Below are 12,667 nucleotides of genomic sequence, written 5' to 3' on the forward strand. Positions count from 1 at the left end.
CCCGAACGCATGCCAGACAAACTCAAACGGCACGCCGCGATGGGCGGCAAACCCTTCGACCCCGGCCGCGTCCGGCGCCAGCAACAGGCGCTGCTGTACGGCGGCGGCGCCGCGATTACCGCATTCATCCTGTTGTGCGCACTGCTCGTGATGCGGCTCGACGTCCACGATTATCTGGCGCGATCGCGTTCGGCTTTCCTCGGGCGCAAGGCCGAACTCCAGGCCGAGCTGCAGGTGACCAAGGTCCTGCTGAACCGCTACGTCGACAACATGGAGCTGCTGTGGCGGCGCGGCGATTACGCGTCGCCCGACGTGCTCGCGCGCTTCGCGGCCGACGGCGGCAAGCTGGTGTACCGCGGGCGCGGCGGGCAGCCGACGTTCGTCGCGCTCGCGAACGTGACGCGGGCCCATCCGGCCGAGAGTTATGCCGCGTATCTGGCGATCATATTGCGGCAGGCCGAAGTGACGATCCTGCCGACCGCGCAAACCGTGCATTCGGGCTTGAGCGGCTACGTGATCGGGCTGGATGGCGAGTTTCTCGGCGTGGTGGGTCGCGAACTCGCCCAGCGCGCGCTCGCGCTGCCGCCCGGCGTCGATCTCGCGACGTTGCGGCATGAGTTGATGCCGCGCGAGGACAGCGCGCTGCCGCAGGCGCGCACGGGCGACAGCGGCACGCTCGTGGACGCACGCTTCGATCCGCTGCTCGGGCGTACGGTGCTGCGCGTCGCGCAGCCGTTTCGCGACGCGGCCGGCCGGCCGGTCGGCTGGTTCATGTTCAATGCCCGTTCACAGACGGAGGATTTGCTCGCGTCGCACGAGATCGACCGCAGCTACGCGCTCGTCGATGGGGACGGCGACGTCCTCGGCGGCCAGTCGTCCGATCGCAGGATGATCGCGTACGCGCTCGAAGAGGCAAAGCACTCGCACGGCGAGCGCGCGGCCGCGCGCCGCATCGGCGGCCGCTTCGTGATCGGCGACGCGCTGCCCGACACCGATCTGGTGCTGGTGACGACGTTCTCGTGGCGCAGCGTGCTGGCGGCAGTCGCCGCATCCGCGAGCCTGACGGTCGGCGGCGCGTTGCTGGCGATTACCGTGCTGTGGTTCGCGATCGTCACGTTCGACCGGCGCGCGCTGCGCGTCGCGAACCGGCGCGCGATCCGCCTGATCGAGAGCGAGGCGCTCAACCGGACGCTGATCCGCACGGCGCCGGCCGGGCTCGTGCTGCTGTCGCTGGCCGACGGCGAAGCGATCGTGCGCAACGACGCGATGCTCGCGTACGACCGGGAGGGGGCGGGCGAGCCGCTCGGTAAACGCCTGTGGCGCGCGTACCGCGACGGCGCACGCGACGGCGGCACCCGCGCGCTCGTCACGCACGAGCTGCCCGTCGAGCGCCGCGGGCGCGATACCGTGTACCTGGACGCGCACATCGTGCGCACCAAGTATCGCGGGATCGACGTGCTGCTGTGCACGCTGCTCGACATCACGGCCCGCAAGCAGGCGGAGGCGTCGCTGAGCGAAGCGCGCGAAGCCGCCGAGCAGGCGAACCGCGCGAAATCGACGTTTCTCGCGACGATGAGCCACGAGATCCGCACGCCGCTCAACGCGATCATCGGCAATCTGGAGCTGATGGAGCGCGGGGCGATGCCGACGCCGCTGCGGCGCCGGCTGGCGACGATCATGTCGTCGTCCGATGCGCTGCTGCGCGTGATCAACGACGTGCTCGACCTGTCGAAGGCCGAGTCGAACCAGATGGCGCTCGAGCATATTCCGTTCGATCTGCGCGGCGTGCTGCGCGACGTCGCCGCGATTTTCAGGCCGCTTGCCGAAGCGAAGCGCCTGACGCTCGCGTGCCGGCTGGCGCCCGAGCTCGCCGACGGCTACGTCGGCGATCCGGTGCGGCTGCAGCAGCTCGTGGCGAATCTCGTCAGCAACGCGATCAAGTTCACGACGCACGGCGACGTGACGATCGAGGCGCGCATCGCGCCGGCCGGCGCGGGCGGGCGCGCGGTCGAGATTGCCGTGAGCGATACGGGCGTCGGCATTCCCGAGGGCAGCATGGCGACGCTGTTCGACGTGTATATCCAGGCCGACGCGTCGATCTATCGGCGCTTCGGCGGCACGGGGCTCGGATTGCCGCTGTGCCAGCGCATCGCGAAGCTGATGGGCGGTGAGTTGAGCGTCGCCAGCCGGCTCGGCGAAGGCACGACCTTCGTCGCCGCGCTGCCGTTGCCTGCGGCGCCGGCCGGCTGGTGCGCGGCGCTGCCGGCGCCGGTCGCGGGTCACGGAGACGACGGTCGCGACGATGGCGACGATGGCGACGCGCCGCCGCCGCACGAAGACGGCGAGCCGCTGCGCGTGCTGGTCGCCGAGGATCATCCGGCGAGTCGCGCGCTGTTGCAGGATCAGTTCGACGTGCTCGGTCACGACGCGACGATCGTGACGAACGGTGCCGAAGCGATGCGTGCGTACTTCGCCCATCCGTTCGACATCGTGCTGACCGATCTGGGCATGCCCGAACTCGACGGCTTTGCGCTGGCGAGGCTGCTTCACGAGCAGGGTTCGACGGTGCCGGTGATCGCGATGACCGCGCATGCGACTGACGACGATTACCGTCGGTGCGTCGCGGCCGGCGTGGCGGAGGTCGTGCTCAAGCCGCTGTCGATTCAGGCGCTTGATGCAGTGCTGCGCCGGCAGGCGGCCCGCCATCTTGCGGCCGTCACCGTTGCCGACGAGGCAGGCGGTCCGACCCACGTGTCGATCGAGATTCGCAACACCCTGAATGACGCAACCCTGAAGTCGCTGGCGGGGATCGGCGATGCGCTCGCGACCGGCGATCTCGAGCGGGTCAAGGTCGAACTGCATTCGATGCGCGGCGGTTTCGCACTGATAGGCGACGTCGCAGCCAGCGACGCATGTGCCCGGATGGAGCGCGCGGCGAACGAAGGCGATATCGGTGCGGTCGAGCGCTGCTGGTCCGGGTTCCGGCAAGAGATCGACGCCGCGCTCGAACGTCTGTTGCCCGATAGCGGGGAGCGGAGCGCTTAGGGTTGCGGCGCGCCGCGGCGGCGCGCGCCCGCCGCGCGCGCCGGTTCGTCATCCGTTGCGAAAGATCTCCGCATACGCACTCAACGCCGGCACGCCGCCGAGATGCGCATACAGCACCTTCGACCCCGGTTCGAATTCGCCGAGGCGCACCTTGTCGATCATCCCGTGCATCGATTTTCCTTCGTAGACGGGATCGGTCAGCATGCCTTCCAGTCGCGCGCACAGACGAATCGCCTCGAGCGTGCCGTCGCTCGGCAAACCGTATTCGGGCCCGCCGTAACGCGTGTCGAGCACGACGTCCCGTTCGCCGATGTCGCGCCCCAGGCCGACCAGTTCGGCCGTATGCCGTGCGATGCGCGTGATCTGTTCGCGCGTCTGCTCCGGCTTCGCCGACGCATCGATGCCGATCACGCGATCCGCGCGCCCGTCGGCCGCGAAGCCGACGACCATCCCCGCCTGCGTGCTGCCCGTGACCGAGCAGACCACGACGTAATCGAACTTGAATCCGAGCTGCGCTTCCTGCTCGCGCACTTCTTCCGCGAAGCCGACGAAGCCGAGCCCGCCGAGCGGATGCTCGGAACAGCCGGCCGGAATCGGATACGGCTTGCCGCCGGCCTTCCGCACGCTCTCCATCGCTTCTTCCCAGCTGCGGCGAATGCCGATGTCGAAGCCGTCGGCGACGAGCCGCACGTCGGCGCCCATCATCCGGGACAGCTGGATGTTGCCGACGCGGTCGTACACGGGATCCTCGTAGTTCACCCAATGTTCCTGCACGAGCACGCATTTCATCCCGAGATGCGCGGCGACGGCCGCGACCTGGCGCGTCTGGTTCGACTGCACGCCGCCGATCGACACGAGCGTGTCGGCACCTTGCGCGAGCGCGTCGGGCACGAGGTATTCGAGCTTGCGCGTCTTGTTGCCGCCGAACGCGAGGCCGCTGTTGCAGTCCTCGCGCTTCGCGTACAGCTCGACCTTGCCGCCGAGATGCGCGCTCAGGCGCTTGAGCGGCTGGATCGGCGTCGGGCCGAACGTGAGCGGATAACGGGGGAAACGTTGCAGGTTCATCGACAGTCTCCGAAAGACGGTGGGCAGGAAATCGGATCGGTCGCGTGCGGCCGGTGCGCCGTGTCCCGATACAAAGATGATAGGCAGGACGCCGGGAAATGAGCTTGCGAAATAAATGTCGAACGCCTACGTTATCGATGTAGAAAAGCAGAAGCAGATAATTTTGGTTCGCAGAATTCATCGGAGACGCAATGAAATTAGATCGCAGCAGCGCCACCCCCGCCGATGCCGCGCCGGCGCTCGATCGCATCGACCGCGCGATCCTGCGGCAGTTGCAGCAGGACGCGTCGATCTCGAACGTGAGCCTCGCCGCGAAGGTGAAGCTGAGCGCGCCGGCGTGCCTGCGGCGCGTCGAGCGGCTGAAGGAGATGGGGCTGATCCGCGGCATCGTCGCGTTGCTCGATCCGAAGCCGCTCGGTGCCGGGATGCTGGTCGTGATCGGCTTCGTGCTCGATCGTTCGACGCCGGAGGCGTTCGCCGAATTCGAGAAGGCTGCGCAGAAGGTGTCAGGGTGCGTCGAGTGCCACGTGGTGACCGGCGAATTCGACTACTTCATGCTGGTCCGCACGCGCGACAACGAGAGCTTCAACCGTTTGCATGCCGAACAGTTGCTGTACCTGCCCGGCGTGCGGCAGGTGCGCTCGTTCATGGTGCTCAAGGAGATTCTGTCGACGCATGCGCTGCCGGTTTAGTGCAGCGGGATGTGGATGGCCGCGCATGCTGCGTTAGCGGCAAGCGGGAGAAACGATGTGGGTACGACCGGCGCGCGGAGTTCACCGGTGACGCCGCATAACCAAGGGCCAATCTTCACGTGATCAAACACGAGGGGCAGGCATAGCCTTGCTTGCCGGCGTAACGAATCGACTCCTATCGCCTGCGCTGTCTGGGATCGATGCCGTTTTGCTCGAGTAGCTTTCGCAGTCGTGCGTTATCGCCCCACAACGTTGCGAACGCGATCACCAACATCAGGGTGGGAAACCATTCGCCGGTCGCGGCGATGATGGTCCATCCTACGGCGGCGCAAACCAGCGCCGTGACGATGAGGAGCAAGTGATCCACAATCCATTTCATCGTGCACTCCGGATTGCAGTGTTTGCCTTCAACCCGAGATAGCTATGCGGACCGGGGGCGAGAACTTCGGGATGCCGCAGGATCTGCGCCATGATCAACGGATGAACCGCAAGGTGATAGCGCGCGCCCCATTGCGCAACCGCCAAGGACAGGTTGGTTCCCTGTTTGCCGATGCCGCATGCCGTCGCAGCATCTGTCGCGACCATCAGGCTACCAATGACCGCGCCTAGATAGACGCTGCCGAGGATCGCCCCAACGACGGTTGCTACTTCGAGTTTCGTGGTCGCGCCAAACAATTCCGCGACCGTCGCATCCGGACCTAGTGTCTTGAGCGCGCCCATCATCGTGCTGACACTCGCCACCGCTGTTTCCAGGGTCGCAAACAGCGTTGTGGGAACGGGCATATGAAGCGCGGTCATGTTTGCTTGAAACGCTTCCGAAAAGCTCGAACATCTCGGTGTCGACACGGGCAATTCTCCTGACGAATGGACTTATTCTACCTATTCGTCTTCGCCTGCCATCTCGAAAATGGGCGCAACGTGGTGCGCTCAGCGTTGCCACGGCGCCGCGCCCGGCTGCCGCCGCACCGTCTTGCCGAGCCGTTCGCGCGCAGTATCCAGCACCGCCGCATCGAGTTCCCCGTCATCAGCCAGCGCCTTCAGCGCGGCGAGCACGATGCTCGCGCGATCGACTTCGAAGAACGCGCGCAGCGCGTCGCGCGTGTCGCTGCGGCCGAACCCGTCGGTGCCGAGCGTCATGTAGCGGCGCGGCACGTACGCGCGGATCAGTTCGGGCACCGCACGCACGTAATCGGTCGCGGCGATTACGGGGCCATGCGTTCCATCAAGCATCCGCGTGACATACGACGATGCCGATCCGTCGCCGAGCCGAGACAGCCGTTCGGCTTCCATCCCGTCGCGCTGCAACTCGCTGAAACTCGTGACGCTCCACACGGCCGCATCGATCCCCCAGTCGTCCTGCAGCATCCGCTGCGCGGCGAGCACCTCGCCGAGAATCGCGCCCGCGCCGAACAACTGCACGCGCGCGGTCGCGTTCACTGCGGCCGGCAGCCGATGCATGCCCTTCAGGATGCCTTCGCGTCGGGCGGCCGGATCGTCGTCGGGCATCGACGGCTGCGCATAGTTCTCGTTCATCACGGTCACGTAATAGAACACGTCGCGCTGCTGTTCGACCATCTCGCGCATGCCGGCATCGACGATCGTCGCGACTTCGTACGCGAACGCCGGGTCGTAAGCGCGGCAGTTCGGAATCGTCGACGCCGTGAGATGGCTGCTGCCGTCCTGGTGCTGCAGGCCCTCGCCGCCGAGCGTCGTGCGGCCCGACGTCGCGCCGACGAGGAAGCCGCGCGAACGCTGGTCGGCAGCGGCCCAGATCAGGTCGCCGATCCGCTGGAAGCCGAACATCGAGTAGTAGATGTAGAACGGCAGCATCGGCAGGTCGTGCACGCTGTACGCGGTCGCGGCGGCGATCCACGACGACACCGCGCCGGCTTCCGAAATCCCTTCCTCGAGAATCTGGCCGCGCGTGTCCTCGCGGTAGTAGAGCATCGAGCCGAGATCCTCGGGTTCGTAGCGCTGGCCGAGCGGCGAGTAGATGCCGACCTGCCGGAACAGGCTCGCCATGCCGAACGTGCGCGCTTCGTCGGCGACGATCGGCACCACGCGCGGGCCGAGTTCGGGGTCCTTCAGCAGCGCGGCGAGCATGCGCACGAGCGCCATCGTCGTCGACATCTCGCGGCCGGCCGCCTCCAGCGCAAACGCACCCCAGGCCGGCACCGAAGGGACGGTCAGCCCCTTCGATGCCGCCATCCGCCTTCTGGGCAGATAGCCTCCCAGGGCAGCCCGGCGGGCATGCAGGTAACGCATTTCCGGGCTGTCTTCCGCTGGTTTGTAAAACTTCAACTGCTCGACGTCGTGGTCCGACAGCGGCAACCGGAAACGGTCGCGGAACGCCTTCAGGTCGTCGACGTCGAGCTTCTTCTGCTGGTGAGTGGTCATCCGCCCCTGGCCGGCCGTGCCCATTCCATAACCCTTCATCGTCTTCGCGAGGATCACGGTCGGCTGGCCGCGATGGGCGAGCGCGCGCGCATACGCGGCGTGCAGCTTGCGCGCGTCGTGGCCGCCGCGGCGCAGGCGGTCGATTTCCGCATCGGTGAGCTGGGCGGCCAGCGCTTCGAGCGCCGGGTCGCCGCTGAAGAAGCGCGCGCGGTTGTACGCGCCGTCGTTCGCGGAGAAGGTCTGGAACTGGCCGTCGACGGTGTCGGCGAACGCGCGCGCGAGGGCGCCCGCGTGATCGCGCGCGAACAGCGGATCCCAGTCGGAGCCCCACAGCACCTTGATCGTGTTCCAGCCGGCGCCGGCGAACAGCGCTTCGAGCTCGTCGATCACGCGGCCGTTGCCGCGCACCGGGCCGTCGAGCCGCTGCAGGTTGCAGTTGATCACGAACACCAGGTTGTCGAGCCCTTCGCGCGCGGCGAGCGACAGCGCGCCGAGCGATTCGGGCTCGTCCATCTCGCCGTCGCCGAAGAAGCCCCACACGGTGCGGCCGGCGGTGTTCGCGAGCCCGCGATGCTGCAGGTAGCGCATGAAGCGCGCCTGGTAGATCGCGTTGATCGGGCCGATGCCCATCGAGCCGGTCGGGAACTGCCAGAAATCCGGCATCAGCCACGGATGTGGATACGAACACAGCCCGGGCCCGGCGATTTCACGACGGTAGTGCTTCAGGTGATCTTCGGTGAGGAAGCCTTCGAGATACGCACGCGCATACACGCCCGGCGACGAATGCGGCTGGAAGTACACGAGGTCGCCGCCCGGGCCGCTTTCATCGCCTGCGTCGGCCGGCGCCGCACGGAAGAAATGGTTGAAGCCGACTTCGAACAGGTCCGACGCCGACGCGTAGCTCGCGATGTGGCCGCCGAGTTCGCCGTATGCACGATTGGCACGCACGACCATCGCGAGCGCGTTCCAGCGCAGCGCGGCGGACAGCCGTTCCTCGAGCTCGGCGTCGCCGGGGTAGGGCGGCTGTTCGTGCGCGGCGATCGTGTTCAGGTACGGCGTGACGGGGCCGCGCGGCGCCGCGAGCCCGCGGGTGTGCGCATGCGCGGCGAGCCGGCCGAGCAGGTACTGCGCGCGTTCCTTGCCGACGTGCGCGACGACGGCGTCGAGCGCTTCCAGCCATTCGGCGGTTTCTTCCGGGTCGGCGTCGGCGTGAGCCGCGCCCGCCGTGTGGCGTCGATTCCGTTCGACAGGTCCGTCATCGCAGGTCTCCCCGCGCGCCGGTTCGGAGCGGCGCGCAATCAGTGGCAATCGGTCGGATCATGCTACCCGCCGATCCGCAAAATATGCGTCTGATTTCATTGGGATTTCGCTCGCGGATAGTGTAAATATTCTGGCTGTGGCCACTCTTCCGGAATATTTCGACCATGAGCGCAAACCCGCGTCGGCTCGACCGCATCGACATCGGCATCCTGAACCAGCTGCAGCAGAACGCGCGCATCACGAACGCGGAACTCGCGCGCGCGGTGAACCTGTCCGCCACGCCGTGCTTCAACCGCGTACGCGCGCTGGAGAAGCTCGGGCTGTTCCGCCAGCAAGTCACGCTGCTCGATCCCGAGCCGCTCGGGCTGCGGATCAACGTGTTCATCCAGGTCAGCCTCGAGAAGCAGGTCGAGGATGCGCTGCAGCGTTTCGAGGAGGCGATCTCGCAGCGGCCCGAGGTGATGGAGTGTTACCTGATGTCGGGCGACGCCGATTATCTGCTGCGCGTCGTGATGCCCGACATGCGCACGCTCGAGCGCTTCATCATCGAGCGGCTGACGACGATTCCCGGCGTGTCGAACATCCGGTCGAGCTTCGCGCTGAAGCAGGTGCGCTACAAGACCGCGCTGCCACTGCCGGCGGCCGGGCTGACGCTCGTCGATCCGGACGAGTCGGCGTCCGACTGGGGCTGAGCGCGGGGCGCCGGCGCCCCGTCCGGTTTCAGGTTTCAGACGAAACGGCGACAACGCGCCGACGATTGCCCGACGCCGTCGAAAGGGGCGGACTGCCGCGGTCCGGCCGCTGCGCGTCGCTGCGCGTTGCCGCGCGGGGCGCCCGCGTCTTCACGACGCCGCGCGGCACGATCGCGTATGCTCGTTCGGTCAGCGGCGAAGGCGGCTGCCGGAGCCGATTCAATCGTGTGACGACCGATCAACGAGCGAGGGCATGATGGCTAGACAGACGATGGCGGAATACCTGGCGAAGACGCTGGCGGCAGCGGGCGTCGAGCGCATCTGGGGCGTGACGGGAGACAGCCTGAACGGCCTGTCGTTCAGCCTGAGCCAGATCGGCTCGATCCGCTGGATGCATACGCGGCACGAGGAAAGCGCGGCGTTCGCCGCGGGCGCGGATGCCGCGTCGACCGGGCGGCTCGCGGTGTGCGCGGGCAGCTGCGGCCCCGGCAACCTGCATCTGATCAACGGGCTCTACGACTGCCACCGCAATCACCAGCCGGTGCTCGCGATCGCCGCGCACATTCCGTCGACCGAGATCGGCCTCGGCTACTTCCAGGAAACCCATCCGCAGGACCTGTTCCGCGAATGCAGCCATTTCGCGGAACTCGTGACGAACGCGTCGCAGTTCCCGCGCGTGCTCGCGCGCGCGATGCGCACCGCGATCGAGGAGCGCGGCGTCGCGGTGATCGTGCTGCCGGGCGACATCGCGCTCGGCGACGGCCCGGAGGAAGCGCCCGCGTGGAGCGACTCGGCGCCGCCGTCGATCCTGCCGGCGGACGCCGATCTCGACCGGCTCGCGGCGCTGCTCAATGGGTCGGACGCGGTCACGCTGCTGTGCGGCAGCGGCACGCAGGGCGCGCACGACGAAGTGGTCGCGCTGGCCGACACGCTCGGCGCGCCGGTCGTGCATGCGCTGCGCGGCAAGCCGTTCGTCGAATGGGACAACCCGTTCGACGTCGGGATGACGGGGCTGATCGGCTTCAGCTCCGGCTATCACGCGATGGAATCGTGCGACACGCTGCTGATGCTCGGCACGGACTTCCCGTACCGGCCGTTCTATCCGACGAATGCGAAGGTCGCGCAGATCGACTGGAAGGGCTCGCAGCTCGGCCATCGCGCGCCGCTCGCGCTCGGGCTCGTCGGCACCGTGAAGGAAACGATCGCCGCGCTGCTGCCGCGCCTCACGCGCAAGACGCAGCGGCACTTCCTCGAGAACGCATTGAAGCATTACGCGGCCGCGCGCAAGGGCCTCGACGATCTCGCGGTGGCCGAACCGCCGGGCCGCGCGATCCATCCGCAATACCTGACGAAGATCGTCGACGAAGTCGCGGCCGACGACGCGATCTTCACGGCCGACGTCGGCACGCCGACGCTGTGGGCCGCGCGTTACCTGACGATGAACGGCAAGCGCCAACTGCATGGTTCGTTCAATCACGGCTCGATGGCGAACGCGATGCCGCAGGCGCTCGGCGCGCAGGGCGCGCATCCTGGGCGGCAGGTCGTGTCGCTGTCGGGCGACGGCGGGCTGTCGATGCTGCTCGGCGATCTGCTGACCGCGCGCCAGCTCGACCTGCCGATCAAGATCGTCGTCTACAACAACAGCCTGCTCGGCTTCGTGTCGATGGAGCTGAAGGCGGCCGGCTATCTCGACACGAACGTCGACCTGAGCCCGACCGACTTCGCGGCGATCGCGAAGGGCGCGGGGATCTTCAGCGTGCGCGTCGAGCATTCGGAGAACGTCGAGCACGCGGTGCGCACCGCATTCGCGCACGACGGGCCGGCGGTCGTCGACGTCGTGACGTCGAAGTACGAACTGGCGATGCCGCCGAAGATCGAGTTCGCGCATGCGAAGGGCTTCAGCCTGTTCATGCTGCGCGCGATCCTCAGCGGGCGCGGCGACGAGATCGTCGAGCTGGCGCGGACCAATCTGCGGTGAGGCGGCGGGGCGGCGCGATCCGTCGAGCGGCGAACCGTCGGCAATCGGGACGGCCCTGCGGCAGGTCACGATCGTCGGCGCGCGGTATCCCGCGCAGCTTCGGCGGCGCGTCGACCGCCGAGCGGGAAGCCGTCGATTGCACGGCCGGCAGTGGCGGCGCAATCAGGGACAATCTTCACGTCGCCTTAAGTTTGCATTTCCTAGAATCGATGGAGCGCCGCGCGTGCGTGGCGGACGGATTTGTTCAGGAGGATGCACGTGAAAGAGCCCCGTGGCGTCGTAGCCCTGTTACAGGCAGTCATTGGCACGCCGAAGCTGATGGCGCAACCGCGCAAGGTTGGCCGATGATCTGGCCGAATGCGTTGCGTGTCTCGGCACTGTTCGTGCGAGAGTGGGTCGGCCGCCCGGCCGCGGTGGGCGCGTTGTGCCCGAGTTCGCGGCATCTGGCGCGCGAGATGGCCGATGCGGTGCCGGACGGCAACGGGCTCGTCGTCGAGCTCGGCGGCGGCACCGGTGCGATCACCGCCGCGTTGCTCGAACGCGGCGTCGCGCCGGGGCGCCTCGTCGTGGTCGAGCGGGCGCCGGCGTTCGTGCAGCACCTGCGGCGGCGCTTTCCCGGGATTTCGATCGTATCGGGCGACGCGCGGCAGCTCGAGCGGCTGCTGCCGCCCGATGCGCGTGTCGACGCGATCGTGTCCTGCCTGCCGCTGCGCACGTTGCCGCGCGAGGACGTGACGGCGATCGTCGGGCAGTGCGAGCGTGTGCTGTCGGTCGATGGCGTGATGATCCAGTTCACCTACGACCTGCGCGTGCCCGAGCGTCACCCGCTGCGCGATCCGGCATTCGTTGCCGATGTCAGCCGGATCGTGTGGGCAAATATTCCGCCCGCGCGCATCGTCACGATGCGCAGGGCCGCCATCGGACAGGTGGCGTGATGCCCGCATCCTGACACGCTTCCTTTCATCGACCCTGCGGAGGCCGTCGGTCGCGGCTCATGTTGCGGCGTCCGGTGCGCGCGCCGCAGGCCGCGACGCGGCCTGCCTGATGAAGCGGTCGAGCGGCGTCGCGTAGCCGTTTCATCACGCACGATCTCGACGACGCATCGCGGATCGGCGACCGGATCGCGATCCTGCGCGACGGCACGCCGGACGACATCCTGTCGCGTCCGGCGGACGATGATGTGCGGCGGTTCGTCGAGAAGCAGAGGAATGCGAACCGATCTGGCGGGAGCGGCCAGTGAAGCACGGGGGCGTTTCGCCTGTGTTTTGAGCGGCAGCCTGCCGGTACCCGCACGCGGTTGCACCGCAGGCAGCCCGTGGGTCACGTGCGGCGCACCTCGGCGGGATTTGCGTCGCCATTCCACGGCGCTTGCCGTCAGGAATCCTCGTTCCGGCCGATAACCGGACTCGCGCGCGCCCGCGCTCGCCGCGGACAGGATCCGAGGAAAAAGCGCCGAATCATAGTCGAAACATTTCTAAATGGCACTCCATGCGGGATTTTGATGCCTCATCGGAATGAATTCGGCGGGCGTCCTTGCC

Annotated in this window: 8 protein-coding genes and 2 pseudogenes; 6 read left to right on the top strand and 4 right to left on the bottom strand. The window is 67.5% G+C overall.

Annotated elements, in window-relative coordinates; genetic code table 11:
* Positions 1-9: 9 nt before the first annotated feature.
* Positions 10-3,045: an ATP-binding protein gene (locus U5A56_RS16120; RefSeq protein ID WP_321923352.1), complete on the top strand. Its 3,036-nt coding sequence runs from the start codon at positions 10-12 to the stop codon at positions 3,043-3,045.
* Between the two features lie 48 nt (positions 3,046-3,093).
* Here the strand turns inward: U5A56_RS16120 and U5A56_RS16125 are convergent, their stop codons facing one another.
* Complete coding sequence (locus tag U5A56_RS16125; protein WP_321923354.1) at positions 3,094-4,110, bottom strand: 1-aminocyclopropane-1-carboxylate deaminase; 1,017 nt, start codon at positions 4,108-4,110, stop codon at positions 3,094-3,096.
* A gap of 191 nt (positions 4,111-4,301) precedes the next feature.
* On the opposite strand from U5A56_RS16125, the gene U5A56_RS16130 reads away from it, so the two are divergent.
* A complete protein-coding gene (locus U5A56_RS16130) occupies positions 4,302-4,802 on the top strand; it encodes an Lrp/AsnC family transcriptional regulator (protein WP_321923355.1) in 501 nt (166 codons plus the stop codon).
* Positions 4,803-4,977: 175 nt separating this feature from the next.
* Here the strand turns inward: U5A56_RS16130 and U5A56_RS16135 are convergent, their stop codons facing one another.
* The 3 genes and pseudogenes from U5A56_RS16135 to mdeB all read right to left on the bottom strand — a co-directional run bounded on the left by U5A56_RS16135 (position 4,978) and on the right by mdeB (position 8,458).
* Entirely contained in the window at positions 4,978-5,181 is a 204-nt protein-coding gene (locus U5A56_RS16135) for a hypothetical protein (RefSeq protein WP_321923357.1), read from the bottom strand.
* A complete protein-coding gene (locus U5A56_RS16140; protein ID WP_321923359.1) occupies positions 5,178-5,648 on the bottom strand; it encodes a hypothetical protein in 471 nt (156 codons plus the stop codon). Before U5A56_RS16140 ends, U5A56_RS16135 begins: the two co-directional genes overlap by 4 nt.
* An 81-nt stretch (positions 5,649-5,729) precedes the next feature.
* Positions 5,730-8,458 (bottom strand): annotated as a pseudogene (gene mdeB / locus U5A56_RS16145) (alpha-ketoglutarate dehydrogenase).
* 165 nt (positions 8,459-8,623) lie between these two features.
* On the opposite strand from mdeB, the gene U5A56_RS16150 reads away from it, so the two are divergent.
* The 4 genes and pseudogenes from U5A56_RS16150 to U5A56_RS16165 form a co-directional block, all read left to right on the top strand.
* Positions 8,624-9,151, top strand: coding sequence for an Lrp/AsnC family transcriptional regulator (locus tag U5A56_RS16150; protein ID WP_124487053.1), 528 nt, complete (start codon positions 8,624-8,626; stop codon positions 9,149-9,151).
* A 256-nt stretch (positions 9,152-9,407) separates the two neighbouring features.
* Entirely contained in the window at positions 9,408-11,129 is a 1,722-nt protein-coding gene (gene poxB / locus U5A56_RS16155; RefSeq protein WP_321923577.1) for a ubiquinone-dependent pyruvate dehydrogenase, read from the top strand.
* 344 nt (positions 11,130-11,473) lie between these two features.
* Positions 11,474-12,064 (top strand): class I SAM-dependent methyltransferase, encoded by a 591-nt coding sequence (locus tag U5A56_RS16160; RefSeq protein ID WP_321923361.1) that lies wholly within the window; start codon positions 11,474-11,476, stop codon positions 12,062-12,064.
* 140 nt (positions 12,065-12,204) lie between these two features.
* A pseudogene (locus U5A56_RS16165) lies at positions 12,205-12,324 on the top strand (glycine betaine/L-proline ABC transporter ATP-binding protein); the annotation flags it as partial.
* Positions 12,325-12,667: the final 343 nt, after the last annotated feature.

Source organism: Burkholderia sp. BCC1998, from assembly GCF_905339875.1.
In the GTDB taxonomy this organism is placed as follows: Bacteria; Pseudomonadota; Gammaproteobacteria; order Burkholderiales; family Burkholderiaceae; genus Burkholderia.